Annotated in this window: 16 protein-coding genes; 5 read left to right on the top strand and 11 right to left on the bottom strand. The window is 60.6% G+C overall.

Annotation, left to right across the window (positions count from 1 at the left end; translation table 11 throughout):
- Window positions 1–13: 13 nt before the first annotated feature.
- Window positions 14–1243: a hypothetical protein gene (locus HXW87_RS11090; protein ID WP_239778905.1), complete on the bottom strand. Its 1230-nt coding sequence runs from the start codon at window positions 1241–1243 to the stop codon at window positions 14–16.
- 36 nt (window positions 1244–1279) lie between these two features.
- Window positions 1280–1729 carry a YcgN family cysteine cluster protein gene (locus HXW87_RS11085; RefSeq protein WP_086792005.1) on the bottom strand — a complete coding sequence of 150 codons (450 nt, stop codon included), beginning with the start codon at window positions 1727–1729 and terminating at the stop codon, window positions 1280–1282.
- A 165-nt stretch (window positions 1730–1894) separates the two neighbouring features.
- On the opposite strand from HXW87_RS11085, the gene HXW87_RS11080 reads away from it, so the two are divergent.
- Entirely contained in the window at window positions 1895–2488 is a 594-nt protein-coding gene (locus HXW87_RS11080; RefSeq protein WP_047292309.1) for a nitroreductase family protein, read from the top strand.
- Window positions 2489–2569: 81 nt separating this feature from the next.
- Here the strand turns inward: HXW87_RS11080 and HXW87_RS11075 are convergent, their stop codons facing one another.
- The 3 genes from HXW87_RS11075 to rnd form a co-directional block, all read right to left on the bottom strand.
- On the bottom strand, window positions 2570–3502 hold the full coding sequence (locus HXW87_RS11075; RefSeq protein ID WP_041070342.1) for a D-2-hydroxyacid dehydrogenase: 933 nt from the start codon (window positions 3500–3502) through the stop codon (window positions 2570–2572).
- Between the two features lie 118 nt (window positions 3503–3620).
- A complete protein-coding gene (locus tag HXW87_RS11070; RefSeq protein WP_003222599.1) occupies window positions 3621–3914 on the bottom strand; it encodes a YcgL domain-containing protein in 294 nt (97 codons plus the stop codon).
- Entirely contained in the window at window positions 3911–5044 is a 1134-nt protein-coding gene (gene rnd, locus HXW87_RS11065) for a ribonuclease D (protein WP_131669955.1), read from the bottom strand. The genes HXW87_RS11070 and rnd overlap by 4 nt, the downstream gene beginning before the upstream one ends.
- Before the next feature lie 338 nt (window positions 5045–5382).
- Between rnd and HXW87_RS11060 the strand changes: the two genes are divergently transcribed.
- Complete coding sequence (locus HXW87_RS11060) at window positions 5383–6564, top strand: cyanate transporter (protein WP_239778904.1); 1182 nt, start codon at window positions 5383–5385, stop codon at window positions 6562–6564.
- A gap of 200 nt (window positions 6565–6764) precedes the next feature.
- Window positions 6765–7700: a LysR family transcriptional regulator gene (locus HXW87_RS11055; protein WP_047292301.1), complete on the top strand. Its 936-nt coding sequence runs from the start codon at window positions 6765–6767 to the stop codon at window positions 7698–7700.
- 3 nt (window positions 7701–7703) lie between these two features.
- Here the strand turns inward: HXW87_RS11055 and HXW87_RS11050 are convergent, their stop codons facing one another.
- From HXW87_RS11050 to HXW87_RS11025, 6 genes are all read right to left on the bottom strand, one after another.
- Complete coding sequence (locus tag HXW87_RS11050; RefSeq protein ID WP_041070350.1) at window positions 7704–8069, bottom strand: 5-carboxymethyl-2-hydroxymuconate Delta-isomerase; 366 nt, start codon at window positions 8067–8069, stop codon at window positions 7704–7706.
- A gap of 170 nt (window positions 8070–8239) precedes the next feature.
- The gene (locus tag HXW87_RS11045) at window positions 8240–9160 is read right to left on the bottom strand and encodes a LysR substrate-binding domain-containing protein (protein WP_041070352.1); all 921 of its coding nucleotides are present in this window, start codon (window positions 9158–9160) and stop codon (window positions 8240–8242) included.
- A gap of 88 nt (window positions 9161–9248) precedes the next feature.
- Window positions 9249–11333 carry a DUF6311 domain-containing protein gene (locus tag HXW87_RS11040; RefSeq protein WP_239778903.1) on the bottom strand — a complete coding sequence of 695 codons (2085 nt, stop codon included), beginning with the start codon at window positions 11331–11333 and terminating at the stop codon, window positions 9249–9251.
- Window positions 11330–11716 (bottom strand): GtrA family protein, encoded by a 387-nt coding sequence (locus HXW87_RS11035; RefSeq protein ID WP_095667243.1) that lies wholly within the window; start codon window positions 11714–11716, stop codon window positions 11330–11332. Before HXW87_RS11035 ends, HXW87_RS11040 begins: the two co-directional genes overlap by 4 nt.
- Window positions 11713–12423 carry a methyltransferase domain-containing protein gene (locus HXW87_RS11030; RefSeq protein WP_047292295.1) on the bottom strand — a complete coding sequence of 237 codons (711 nt, stop codon included), beginning with the start codon at window positions 12421–12423 and terminating at the stop codon, window positions 11713–11715. Before HXW87_RS11030 ends, HXW87_RS11035 begins: the two co-directional genes overlap by 4 nt.
- Before the next feature lie 3 nt (window positions 12424–12426).
- Entirely contained in the window at window positions 12427–13392 is a 966-nt protein-coding gene (locus tag HXW87_RS11025; protein ID WP_182404048.1) for a glycosyltransferase family 2 protein, read from the bottom strand.
- A 276-nt stretch (window positions 13393–13668) separates the two neighbouring features.
- Between HXW87_RS11025 and HXW87_RS11020 the strand changes: the two genes are divergently transcribed.
- A complete protein-coding gene (locus tag HXW87_RS11020) occupies window positions 13669–13860 on the top strand; it encodes a DUF1508 domain-containing protein (protein ID WP_041070360.1) in 192 nt (63 codons plus the stop codon).
- A gap of 153 nt (window positions 13861–14013) precedes the next feature.
- A complete protein-coding gene (locus HXW87_RS11015) occupies window positions 14014–14220 on the top strand; it encodes a hypothetical protein (RefSeq protein WP_027614505.1) in 207 nt (68 codons plus the stop codon).
- Window positions 14221–14324: the final 104 nt, after the last annotated feature.

Genomic DNA, 14324 nt, shown 5'->3' with positions numbered 1-14324 from the left:
GATCTTTTGATCATTACTGCAGTAACACGGTATCGAGGACTTTGGAAGACTCGCCCAGAACACTCTCGGCCAGTTGCACAAACTCCTTGGTACTCACCGTCCCCAGATGCATCGCCCCGCGCAACACATCATCCAGCGAGCGCTTGTTGCGCGTCTTCAGACGAATTTCGCGATCCAGTTCCTGCAACACCATCACCGCCTTTGCAAGCTGCGCCGGGCTGATCTGTTCGCCGCGTAACGTCGTCACCTTCTGACTGTCTCTGGTCAATTTCGCCTGCAGCGCCTGATAACGCTCATCGCTCATGCCACCGGCACGGCGCACCAGTTCGATCGCGTAATACTCGGCAAAGCCTTCACTGATCCAGTCGCTGCGATGTTCATCGTTGATGCGCCCGAACACCTGCGCCAGTTCACGCACCAGCGCACTGCTGCCGCTCTCGCTGACCAGCGGCAAGCGCGTATTCAGATAGATCGATTCATGCGCGCCGAGACTGCCGCGCCACATCGGGTCGTTGGCGCCGACGATCAGCAGTTTTTTCGGATGCCGGGGATAGACCGCTTGCACCTGCGGCCAGACAAACGTCAGCAAGGTCAGCACATCCATGCGGCGCATGCCCTGCCCTTGCGGCGAAGCCACGCTGACTTCGGTTTCGCCCAGGCGCGTGCGGCGGCTGCCGAGGTGACCGGCGAGCATCCAGCCGGTCGGACGGTCGAACAGGCGTGATGGGTTGTCGATGCGAAATGTGTTTTTGCCGATGCGCGGCCAGGCGGTTTCAACGCTTTGCCAGCCATTGGGCAGTTCGAATTGCAGACGTGACACCAGCTCGATGCCATCCTGCTGATCGAGCCGGGCCGGCGGCACCAGATCATCACCGCGCAGTAGCGCCCAGGTCGGGGTCATGCGCGTGTCGAAGCTGCCGCTCTTGCGGCCGTGGCTGATGCTGACGCGGTAAGTCAGGCTGGGCTTGTCGCCGCTCGGACGCCAGAGGCCCCGAGCATGCTTGCCCGGAGACAATTGCCACTGACCATCAGCCTTGAAGTCGCTGTAGTGGCTGCCATCGCCGAGGTCAAAATCGAGGCTGCGTACCGCTTCACCCTTGGCCACGGTCAGGCGCACTTCGGCCTGATCGCTTTGCGGCAGCAGGCGCACGTGGTAATCCAGATCGACTTTCTTTGCCGCCCACACCGGTGCGCTTAGCGCCAGCGGGGCGATCAGCAATGTCCGCAGCAATCCCCCAGCCATACACACTCCTTGTTCAATCCTGGAAACCCTGGGTACTTATCCGGCGCGGAAAATCAGATGATCTTCCCAGTCATCCTCCGGCACGCTGCCTTCGGCGAGCATGCGTCCGGACTGGGAAATCCGTTCGTGGTGCACGGCGTCACGATCGCCACACACCAGGTGGTGCCACAGCGGCAGATCCTTGCCTTCGCTGACCAGCCGATAACCGCAGGTCGGCGGCAGCCATTTGAATGATTCGGCCTGGCCCGGAGTGAGCTGAATGCAGTCCGGGACAAACTTGATGCGGTTCGGGTAGTCGCTGCACTGGCAGGTTTTCAGGTCCAGCAGTTTGCAGGCGATGCGCGTGTAGTAGACGCTGTTGTCTTCTTCATCTTCGAGTTTCTGCAGGCAGCACAGACCGCAGCCGTCGCACAGCGATTCCCATTCCTCGTGATCCAGTTGCTCGAGGGTTTTGCGTTTCCAGAACGGTTCGACTTTGGCGGCCATGGCTCAAGCATCAACATCAGGTGGTGAAAAGGCCGCCAGTCTAGTGCCCAAGGCCTTGCGGGCCAAGCGCTGGCGACTGTCGGTAAATCGCGCTTGTCAGCCGAATCGCCGCCCAGTAGGGTTTTGCCACGAATTCATGACGCAAACACAGCAAGGAATCTTTTGATGAGTGCCAACCCTCGCGTTGCCGATTACGCCATTCACCCGCAGTTCACCGATCGCTGGTCGCCTCGTGCCTTCACCGGCGAAGCGATCCCGGAAGAAACCCTGCTGAGTTTTTTCGAAGCCGCACGCTGGGCGCCTTCGGCGTACAACTCGCAGCCGTGGCGTTTTCTGTATGCGCGTCGTGATACGCCGAACTGGGAGCGCTTCCTGGGGCTGCTGAATGAATTCAACCGCAGCTGGGCGCAACACGCGTCGGCGCTGGTGATCGTGATTTCGAAAACCACCTTCACCGCACCCGGTGCCAGCGAAGAGACCCCGGCGCTGTGGCACACCTTCGATACCGGCTCCGCTTGGGGCCACCTGGCGCTGCAGGCGAGCATCAGCGGCTGGCACACCCACGGCATGGCCGGTTTCGATCAGGAGCTGACCCGCAAGGAGCTGAATATTCCGCAAGGTTATGCGCTGCATGCGGCGGTCGCTGTCGGCAAGCTGGGTGACAAGGCGACCCTGGCCGAGTACCTGCAGGCCCGCGAAGAGCCGAGCCCGCGTCGCCCGCTGAGCGAGCTGGCGGCGGAAGGCAACTTCACCCTTTAAACGCAAAAGATCGCAGCCTTCGGCAGCTCCTACAGGGATCAATGTAGGAGCTGCCGAAGGCTGCGATCTTTTGATTACACCTCAGTAACCGCGGTTGAAATCCACTTCCCCGCGCAACGCTTCTCCCGCCTGATACGCCTTCAGGTTCTCGACGAACAACTGCACCATCAACGCCGGCGACGTCGGCGCCGAGCTGTGTCCAGTCAGCAGCAGGCCCCAGGCAGTCCAGAACGGATGGCGCTGCGGCAACGGCTCCTGACGGCAAACGTCGATCACCGCACCGGCCAGATGCCCTTCCTTCAAGGCTTCGACCAGATCGGCATCCACCACCGCCACGCCGCGTCCGACGTTGATGAACAACCCGGTCGGCTTGAACTGCTTGAACAGCGCCGCATCGTAGATATCGTGGGTGTGCGCAGTGTTCGGCAGCAGGTTGACCACGTAATCGACCGCGCCCACCAGCCGTGGCAGATCGGCCATCGAACCGACTTCGATGAACGGCGCCTGCTCACGCGCACTGCTGGCAATGCCGTACAACTCGACGCCAAACGGCAGCAGGAACTGCGCCACGCTCTGACCGATATCGCCGGTCCCGACGATCAGCACCTTGCGCCCGACCAGACTCTGGCCGGTGCGGTTATCCCACTTGCGCTCGACCTGGCTCACGAGGCGCGCGAGCACTTCCCGTTCGTGACCGAGCATGTAGGTCAGTACGTATTCGGCCATGACCTGACCGAAGATTCCCACTGCGCGGGTCAGGCGGTAATCGCGGCGCAGACCATCAGCGAGCAGCGGCGTGATGCCGGCCCAGGTCGATTGCAGCCATTGCGGCTGGTGGCCCTGACGCAGCAGGGTCGCCAACAGGTCCGGCTGCCCCAGCCACACCGGGCAATCGGCAGCCTGACGCGCCAGTTCGGCAGAGTCGCCACTGGTCAGGACTTCAAGTTCGGGGGCCATCTGGCGCAGCAGCCGGGCGTACACCGCGTGGTCGTGTTCAGCAATCAGAACGCGCATCTTCAAACCTTTCGCAAACCGTGCAGGCAACCGCCGAAAGAGCCGTGCTCCTTCGTGGCGGTCGTCGCCGTAAAATCAGTTCCAGGGTGGCAAGAGGCCCAGAACAGGGCCTCGCAGATCAGACCGGGTCGTTGCGTCGCAGCAACTCTTCGGGCAGGTGTTCGATGTACTCGTCCTCGGCCGGTGGCATCTGCAGGTGATAGCCCTGCTTGTCGAGGTTTTCCAGGACCACGGTGATGTCCTCGCGCGCCAGTGTGCGCTCGGGGGTCAGTACCAGGTCAAAGGAATGCTTCGCCTTGCCGAAGGCCGCCATCAGCGCCTCGGGCACGCGCTCAAGCGCATCGCTCTTGAGCACATAAAGATACATCCCGGGTTTCTTCGAACTTTGGTAAATGGAGCAAATACGTTTCAAGGCTGTTCTCCGGCGGTGGCCAGGCTGTCGAGCAGCTTCTGGCCCATGAGTTCGCGGCGCCAGCCACGCAGCGACTCAGGCAATTGATAAGGGCCCTCGGGGAAGCCGCTTTTGACCAGCGCTTCGAGGGTTTTCTTGCGCAGCATCAGTTCCGGCGCGATGCCCAGACGCTCGGCCTCGACCTGACCGAGGGCGCGCAGTTGCTTGATCAGCGCCGCCGCTTCGACCGGCAATGGCTCCGGCACCGCCGGCGGCCATTGATCAGGCCCCACACTGCCAGAGCGCTTGATCAGATCAAGCAGAAACTGGCCGTCCTGACGCACGGTACGCGGGTGCATGTCTTCGATCTTGCCCAACGCCGCAAGGTTGTCCGGTTGCGTGCGGGCCAGCGGCCACAGCGAGTGCTCACGGACGATGCGGTTGCGCGGCAGATCACGGGCGCGGGCTTCTTTTTCACGCCAGGCGCACAACTCACGCAGCACCGCCAATTGCGCACGAGACAGTTTCCACGCCAGCTTGGCTTCGCGATAGACCTCGTACGGGTCGATCTCACGGCGCAGGTTGGCCACCAATTCGGCGCCGTCCTCCAGCACCCAGGCGAACTTATCGTCAGACAGTTTCGGCCGCAGTTGTACGAAAACTTCCGCCAGATGCACCGCGTCTTCGGCGGCGTAGCTGATCTGCGTGTCGGACAGCGGGCGCTGCAACCAGTCGGAACGGGTCTCGCCCTTCGGCAGCTCGATACCGAGTACCTCCTGCACCAGCCGCGAATAGCCCATCGAGAACCCGAGGTTCAGATAGGCCGCGGCCAATTGAGTGTCGAACAGCGGCGCCGGCAAGCTGCCGGTCAGACGCAACAGCACTTCGAGGTCTTCGCTGCAGGCGTGCAAGACTTTGAGCACCGCCGGGTTTTCCAGCAGCGCCGCCAGTGGTTGCCAGGCGTCGATGGTCAGCGGATCGATCAGGCAGGCGCGTTTGCCGTCACCGACCTGCAGCAAACCGGCAATCGGGTAGAAGGTGTCGACCCGCATGAATTCGGTGTCGAGGGCAACGAACGGCAGTTGCTGCCACTCGGCGCAAAGCTGCGCGAGGCTTTCGTTGTCGCGAATCCAGTGAATATCGATGGCCACACGGCTCTCCCTTGAAGAATGGCGCGCAGTATATATCGCCGCCGGCGTTTTACGCGCCTGCGCAGGACCAGAGCTGTAACGAAATATCCCGCCAGAGATAAAGAATAGTCTGACAGCGAGATCAACAAGATGAATCCGAACCTCACCCTGTAGGAGCTGCCGCCGGCTGCGATCTTTTGATTTTGTTTTTCAAGATCAAGATCAAAAGATCGCAGCCTGCGGCAGCGCCTACACGGGGAGAGTGATATTTAGTTTTTAAATAGTACCGAGGAAATCTGATTTGCCGGTAAGTGCGCCGCACCGCCTAATCAGCAGCCTCCGCAATCCAGAGTCTGCCGATGGAAAACGTCCGCACCACCACCCGCCCCGCTGTCTGGCTGATGTTCGGGATCATCCTCGTCGCGCTGAATCTGCGCCCGTCCATGGCCGCCGTCGGTCCCTTGCTGTCGGCCATACGCGGCGACATTGCACTGAGTTTCAGCCTGGCTTCGCTGCTGACCATGCTGCCGGTGATGGCGATGGGACTGGCGATGTTTTTTGGTATTGGCATCAGTCGACGTTTGGGCGAGCAACGCGCGGTGATCCTGTCGCTGCTGATTATCGGACTGGCGACGCTGTCGCGGCTGTGGCTCGATTCGGCGCCGCCGTTGATTGGCAGCGCGGTGCTGGCGGGGATTGGCATTGCTTTGATTCAGGCGTTAATGCCGGCGCTGATCAAGTCACGCTTCCCCGATCATGTAGCGCTGTGCATGGGCCTGTATGTCACGTCGATCATGGGCGGCGCCGCCCTGGCCGCCTCGTTGTCGCCGCTGGTGCTGGTGCAGTCCGGCAGTTGGCGTACCGGGCTGGCGATCTGGGCGGCACTTTCTTTGCTCGCGCTGCTGGTCTGGTGGACGCAGTCGCCCTCGTCATCCATCCAGAACACAGCTGCAGGAAAAGAATCCTTCGCGCGTAATACCCGTGCCTGGCTGCTTGCCATCTTTTTCGGCCTCGGCACGGCGTCCTACACCTGCGTACTCGCCTGGCTGGCGCCGTACTACGTGGAACAAGGCTGGAGCGAACAGGATGCCGGGCTACTGTTGGGTTTTCTGACCGCCATGGAGGTGATCTCCGGACTGCTGACGCCAGCTATCGCCAACCGCAGCCGCGATCGTCGCGCGGTCCTCGCAGCTTTACTGCTGCTGATCATCGCAGGCTTCTGCGGGTTGATCCTCAGCCCGCAACACCTCAGCCTGCTGTGGCCGTGCCTGTTGGGGCTGGGCATTGGCGGCTTGTTTCCGATGAGCCTGATCGTCTCGCTCGATCACCTCGACAACCCGCAGCGCGCCGGCGGCCTGACCGCATTCGTGCAAGGTATCGGCTACTTGATCGCCGGGCTTTCGCCGCTGCTGGCCGGAATGATCCGCGACCGGCTCGGCAGCTTCGAATGGGCCTGGTGGTCGCTGACTGCGGTAATGGTGGTGATGTTGCTGATCGTGCTGCGTTTCGACCCTCGGCAATACGCCCGACACATCCGCTGAAGCCAGATACCATCGCCGGGGTAGAGGCTTCTTGCCATCTTTTTGCGGTTTATCTGGCGACGTCGTGTTGCTAAAACTTTCTGTCCCACAACTGACATTGAATCGTCCTACAAGGCTTTGTCCTGGCACCATCGTTCCGTTACGATCATGCGCACACGTTTGCGCGGATTCAGCGCAAGGAGCACAGCGAGACGGAACGGATGCTGAACAGTAACTTGCTTCGAAAGCTCGACATGCAGGACCTCATGGTGTTCATCGCCGTGTATGAGCAAAGCAGCGTCACGGATGTCTCGGAGACGCTGTGCGTCAGCCAGTCCACTGTCAGCTACTGCCTGAAAAAATTGCGCACCAGTTTCGAAGACGATCTGTTCATCAACACCCGCACAGGCATGCGCCCCACCTACAAGGCCGGCACCATGTACGGCCATGTGCAGAAAATTCTCGAAAGCATCAACCTGTGCCATGCCGGTGCCCCGGCCTTCGACCCGACCCACCAAGCGAAAACCTTCAACATCTGCGCGCCGGAATACTTCGAGCAACTGGTGTTGCCACGCCTGTTGAAGCGTTTCGACTTCGACGATTTACCGGTGGTGGTCAACATGCACAAGTTCGAGACCGACGTACCCGCCGACGAACTGCGCGAAGGCAGCCTCGATCTGGTCATCTGTTTCGGCCCCAACTTCCACCGCAGCCACACCGACCTCAAGTCGCGAATGCTGCTGGAAGACGATCTGGTCTGCGTCTTCGACAAACGCGCCACGCCGCTGGAACCGCGCCTGAGCCTGCAGGCCTTCACCGAGCGGCGCCATGTGTTCCCGACACCGTGGACGTCCAGCACCAACATGGTCGATGGCTGGCTGGCCCGTCAGGCGCAGAAACGGCAGATCGTCGCCCGTTCCAACAGCTACAGCGCGGCCCTGAAAATGATCACCGGCACCGACTTCATCCTCACCCTGCCCCGGCGCATCCAGCGTCTGCTGACCAACGACGCGGTGTTCAATCACTGCGAAGCGCCGAACGGCCTGCCGGGGTTCACCCTCGACATGCAATGGAGCCAGAACGCCGATCAGGACAGCGCCAACGTCTGGCTGCGCGAGCAGGTCATCAAGGTCTGCAATGAGCTGGAAGCGGCCTGAGTCCTACACGCCGATGGCGGTCTTGGTGTAGGAATCGCGGTCGATATCGAGCAACTCCACACAGAGCTGCACTTCAACCCCGGCCGGCCACTCGCACAGATCCTGCAACACCGCCAACAGACTTTCCGAGAGCTGCTTCTTGATTTGCGGCGAACGACCGCTGAGCAGCGCCAGCTTCACGTGGACAAAGGCGCGTTCGCCCATGCCGGTGCCCACCTTGAAAGTCTCGACCTTCACCGCCCGGCTCTTGATATCGAACTCCGCCGCGAACTGACCGGAACCCACCAGCGTGTTGTTGAGCCGGATCAACGCCACATCCGCGTTCAATTGCGGCAGGTTGGCGGTGTATTCCATGTGCAGATGTGGCATGGGGTGCTCCAGTCAGTCGGCAGAAAGGTCGTACATATACCACAGCATTGCCCTGCTCCCGTGCGGGTTTTTGCCTGCTCGCGATGAGGACATCTCAGTCAAATCAATATTGTCTGATACTGCGCTTTCGCGAGCAGGCTCGCTCCCACAAGGGAGATTTGTGGTGGAATTCAGGGCGCGGTCAGTGGCCGTTCGCTCATGAATGCCTCAAGCCGCGAACGCAGCCAGCGTTCGGCCGGATCGCTGTCGACATGGCTGAGCCAGACCATCGACAGATCCAGCATCGGGGTCTTGAACGGGAACGGTTCTTTGAACAGTCGACCAGAAGCCGCCATGGCTTCGGCGGTATAGTCCGGCAGGCTGGCGATCAGGTCGGTACCGGCGAGCAACGCCGGCAGCGCACTGTATTGCGGCACCGACAGCACCACATGCCGGGTGCGACCGATTTCCGCCAGCCACTCATCGGCATAGCCGCTGATGTTGGCCGTGTGCGACACCAGTACGTGTGGGCGTGAACAGTATTCGTCGAGGGTCAGCGGCGAATCCGAGGCGTCGGCACGCAGGATGCTCGGCTGGATATGCCGCAGCAGCTTGCGTTTGGCATTGGCCGGCAAGCCACGGGTCTGGCTGATGCCGACGGTAATGTCGCCGGCCGCCAGCAGATCGGGAATGCGCCAGTAGTCGACGTGTTGCACCACGAACACCACGCTCGGTGCCTCCTGGCGCAATGCCCGCAACAGCGGCGGCAACAGGCCGAACTCGACATCATCGGACAGGCCGATCCGGAACGTCATGTTGCTCACCGCGGGGTCGAAGTCGTGGGTCAGGCTCAGCGCCACCGACAGCGAGTCGAGCGCCGGCGACAGATACCTGAACAACTCTTCGGCGCGGGCGGTCGGTTCCATGCGATGGCCGACGCGGATGAACAGCGGGTCATTGAACATCGCGCGCAAGCGATTGAGGGCCGAGCTGATGGTCGGCTGGCCGAGAAACAGCTTCTCTGCCGCCCGGGTGACGTTGCGTTCGAGCATCAAGGTCTCGAACACCACCATCAGGTTGATGTCGGCCTTGCGTAATTCATTTCGATTCATCCATTGCCCCCGATCCCCAGACTGCTGGCAGTGTATGAAGTCCTTGGGATCGGCGTCTATCAGACGATTGGCGGTTTGTTCGACAATTTCACTGCACCGTCAGGGTTTGCAATCCCAGCCCCATGACTCGCGCATCGTCATTGAAACCGAGTTTTTTCGGGCTGACCGCATCTGGCAGATGCAGCTGGACATTCAGATACTCCTCGGCGACCTGCGCCGCGCTGAGCGGAATTTCCAGCCGATTGCCCTGCACCTGGGTCAGACGCGTCGACAGCGCCTCGACGCCATTGATGCTGACGATCACCCGCTGACTGAGGTTCGGCGGCATGGCAAACGCCAGCGCCTCAATCACCAGCGCATGCGACCCGGGGGCCACGCGCAGCAGCAGTTGCGCATCCTGTCCGTCACTCCAGGTGCCCCAGGCTTCCGGTGTGGACCAGCCTTTGACCAGTTGCCGAGTGCTGCGGTTGAACGTCTGCACCAGCCCCGGCTGGCTCAAGGGTATCGCCGACAGCGCCCGCCCCTGATCGACCATCGCCAGACAGTCATTACAGTGTTTCCAGCCCGGGGCCAGCACGACAAAGTCGTCGACGCGGGTCAACAGATCGGTTTCGCTGTGGATGGTCTTGACCGCCAACTCCAGCGCGTCGTCATCGAGGATGTACAGCGAGTCGGGGTCGTACTGGCCACTGGCAAGTTGGCTTTGCGTCGTGAGCTGCAGCTTTTCCAGGGCTTTGGGGCTGGTACGCCCCAGGTAGGCGGCATCGGTTTCCAGCCCATGGGTGGCGGCGAAATCGGCAATCGCCTGCCACTGGTCCGGTTGATTTTTCGGCATCACGGCACGGATGCTCTTGTAGTGCGCCGCCGCACTGGCCCAGAACGGATCATGCATCGGGCTGGCCCAGGCCGACGCTTCGGGCAGCATTTTCGCTGCTCTCAAACCTGCCCAGGCAATCCGGGTGTCGGTGACTTGCACCATTAACGCCAGCGCCAGCAGCCCCATGGCGACTCGCGTTCGATAGCCGCGCACCACCAGATAAGTCAGCAATATCACGATGGCGTAAAACACCGGCCAGAACATCCGACCCGAGGCACGAAAAATACTCGCTGCACGCAGCACGAATTCTGGCAGCGGATAGCTGAACGTCTGCAGGCCGAATCCGATCTGGTTCGACAGCGCGAACAGCGTTAATCCGATCAACGCCAACAACAAGAACGGGCGACTGCACAACAAAGCCTTCAACGAGATACCACTTTTGTACCAGCCGATAGCGGCCAGCGGCAGCAGCAACAGGACACCCAGCCCCAGGTAGTTGAAACCTTCGTAATCGCCTGCGCCCTTGGGAATGCCCGGCAAGACAAATGACCAACCGTCTGGATCCACCAGCGACAACAAGTTCATTCGATAAAAGCCGAAACCGCCGCCCGCCGCGCCATCGGTAATACTGAAATAACCCGCCTGCCAGCAGCACACGCTCACCAGCGCGAACAAGCCGCCCAGCTCGATAAAGACCTGACGGCGCGTCAGCTTGCCAGCCCACAACTTGCCAAACAGATCCGCGACCCAGATCAGCGCCACCATGCCCAACAGGTAAGCGTGAACCAATGCCGTCACGGCGAGCAATGCTGCCCACGCCAAACGTCGGCGCTCGAGTGCCGGGTGGAGTGCCAGATACAACGCCGCGAGAATCAGGAAATGCCCGACCAGCGAAAGATGTCCACCGGTACGCAGAAACATCGGCGGCGAAAACACCAGGAGCCCTGTGCCGAGCAGGCGCAACACGGGGTTGTCGGTGATCAAGCCGAGCAGCTTCCAGGCAAACCAGGCCTGCAGAACGAAACACAGCAACAACCACATGCCGAAGTACTGGAATGTTTCCGGCAGCCACGCACCGAACGGCTTGAACAGCAACGCCAGCAGCGGATTGGAATCGGAAAAAATGATCGCACTGCCCAACTCCATTCCATAGGACGGATTCAGCCCGAGCGGAAAGGACCATGGAGAATGGCGGAAGAACACCCAGCCCAGGTAATGCGTCGCCGGGTCGCCGTCCTTGAGCCAGGCAATGTTTTGCGGATCAAGGGCACGCGGGCCGATTACCAGAAAAAACGCCAGCGCTCCCAGCAGGAGCGGCAACAGCGCCAAGGCCGGATGCTTGTTCAAGCCTTTCATCGATACGTCCAGAAATTGTGCAGCACAAAGGTGAACGCCGGAATGATCAGTGCCACGGCACCGATGCCCAGCAAATAGTGCAGTCCAGCCAATTGCGCTGCCCACGCAACGAACATCGCCAGCAAGAACCCGCCGAAGGACACCAGCATGAACCGCACCAATGTTCTGCCATGCAGCCGCGCGGAGAAACTCCAGGTGGTGTTGATCACGTAGGACACCACCGTCGCCACAGCGAATGCCACACCGTTGGCCAACGGCGGTTGCGGGGCCACGAAGTTGATGAACAGCACCGCCACCAGCGCATGCAGCGCGGTGACGAACAGCCCGGTCACGGCAAAGCGCAAACCGCGCTGGATCAACGCCGATCGGTCGGCTGAAGTCACGGTTTGCACGCCAGCACAAACACGCTCAGACCAGCCAGACGGTTCATCCGCATCAGCGGCAGTTCAAGGCGGCAGAGGGTCTTGAGCACGCCGTTGACCAACGGATGATGACGCTTGAGTTGAGACTGCGGCGCGGCGGCCTGCGGGCCTTGGGGCAGCAAACGCAAGACCGCCGCGATCGGAAACACCGCGCCGAAATAGTAGGCACCGCGCTGCACAGTCAAGCCGGCGTCACGGGCCAGGGCTTCAAACTGCGCCAGGGTGTAGCGGCGTTTGTGTTCGAGGAAGTCGTCATGCCCGCTCCACAGAAACTGGAACGCCGGCACGGTCATCAGGAAACGGCTGCCGGACGGCACTTTATCGACGTAAGCCTTGAGCAGGCCGAGGTCGTCGTCGACATGCTCCAGCACGTCCATCAGCAGCACCAGGTCCGCGTCGACGGCTTCGATATCGCGACGATAATGCACCGGTTTGCCGGCAGTGCTTGCATCAGAATCGGCGGGGTAGCTGATATCGACGCACCACGCCTCCTGCGCCGAGGTTTGGGTCAACAGATGATGCGAAAAAAAACCCGATCCGGCGCCCACGTCGAGAATCCGCGTGATCGGTGCCTCACCGAGCAGACGACGCGTTGCCGCCGCTTTAGAGCAGTAATACCAATGCTCGCCGATGCTGTCGCCGAGGATGTCGGTTTCCTTGAGATCCATGTATCAGTCCTTGGGGTCATAGACGCGACGCACCAGAAAAACCGGCCGGCGTTTGGATTCGATGTAAGTGCGCCCCAGGTACTCGCCGAGTACGCCGATGCCGATCAACTGCAGGCCACCGAGGAACGTCACGGCTACCATCAGCGAGGCATAACCGGGCATGTCGACGCCGTGGATCAGTGTGCGCACCACAATAAAAATGGCGAAGGCAAACGATACCAGCGAGACCACCGCGCCGATGTAAGTCCAGATTCGCAGCGGTTCGGTACTGAAACTGGTGATGCCCTCCAGGGCGAAATTCCACAGTCGCCAGCCGTTGAACTTGCTCTGCCCTGCCACGCGCTCGGGCCGCTCGTAATCCACATGGGTGGTGCGAAACCCCACCCAGGCAAACAGGCCCTTCATGAAGCGCCGGGACTCGGGCAAGGTCAGCAAGGCGTCGACCACGCAACGGTCCATCAGACGGAAATCACCGACGTTTTCCGGCAGCGGTTGCTCGGCGATTTTGTTGTGCAGGCGATAGAACCAGTGCGCCGAAGTCTGCTTGGCCCAAGTGTCGCTGCGGCGGCTGATGCGGTGACCGAGCACCACTTCATAGCCTTCGCGCCAGCGCTCGATCATTTGCAGAATGATTTCGGGCGGGTCCTGCAGGTCGGCATCGATGGGGACAATGATTTGCCCGGTGGCGATCTGCAGGCCAGCGGACAAGGCGGCCTCTTTGCCGAAGTTACGGCTCAGATCGACGATACGCAGCCGCGAATCGTGCCGCTGACGTTCCAGCAGCCCCTCAAGCGTGGCATCGGTACTGCCGTCATTGACGAACACCAGTTCCAGAGCAATCGAGGTCTGGTGCCGGAAGACTTCATCAATGCGCCGAATGAACGCGTCGAGACTGTCCTCCTCGTTAAAAACCGGGACAACCAGCGATAACGTGACCCGTGTGGCCTGTGCTGTTCCATGCTCAGTCAAAGGAATGCTCTTTTTATAGTGTTTGTCGGTCGTCGAAACATTTTCAACGCCATGAGCCGTCCCGTATTAAGCAGTAGCGCCGTTAGCCTTGCAAGGCGCAATTGGCGACATTCCGGCCAATCCAGACGCCATTGCGCACGCTCTAGTCCGCACTCCTCAGAAACATCTGCCAACGATTGGAAACAAATGCCCGATAGCGAAAAAAACTCGCTCCGCTAGGCTTGCGTCGATGCGACACACAGGTTGTCGCAAACACCATCGCAAGGAGCGAACTGAATGTATTTCGAGATCTACAGGCAATCCCGAGGCACCCCGAGCACCGGCAAAGGCCAATGGCGCTGGCGGCTGCGGGCGGGAAACCACGAGACGGTTGCCAGTGGCGAGTCCTACGTGAACAAGGCTGACTGTTTACACGTGATCGAGTTGATCAAGGGTGTGCAGAGCGATACGCCGGTGAAGGAGATCTGACTCCGCGATTGGCAGAGCGCCACGTCCTACAGCCTCTTCCTTTTTTGCCTGAAGCGCTGGCGAAGCACTTCCGCGCCCCTACGCTCTCCAGCGTGGGGGGCGATCCAGCCCTGTTCCGCCATTTGACGTTCAACTCAAAAAAGGAGCCGCACCATGGCTAGAGACAAAGCGAAAGACGACAAGCACTTCAATTGCACCCAAACACACGAAGCCGACTACGTCGCCAGCCTCTATCCGCACGCCAAGGACGAAGTGAAGACCTTCCTGGCCTCGGCTTGCAAGGACAACACCCTGCGTAACTCGACACACAAGGAAGTGTATGACTTGATCAAGCAGAAGCTGGGGCATCCGCAGCCGTGAGGAGCTGAGGCGGGGTCTCTAAAACCTGCAGAAACAAAAAAGCCCCGTAGCTCTTCAGCTACGGGGCTTTTTCTGTGTAATGGCGGAGAGATAGGGACTTGGTG

Source organism: Pseudomonas sp. Y5-11 (assembly GCF_022368695.1).
Lineage (GTDB): Bacteria > Pseudomonadota > Gammaproteobacteria > Pseudomonadales > Pseudomonadaceae > Aquipseudomonas > Aquipseudomonas parakoreensis.
The sequence above is the reverse complement of the archived record's forward strand: the minus strand, read 5'-3'. Positions and strand labels throughout refer to the sequence as shown.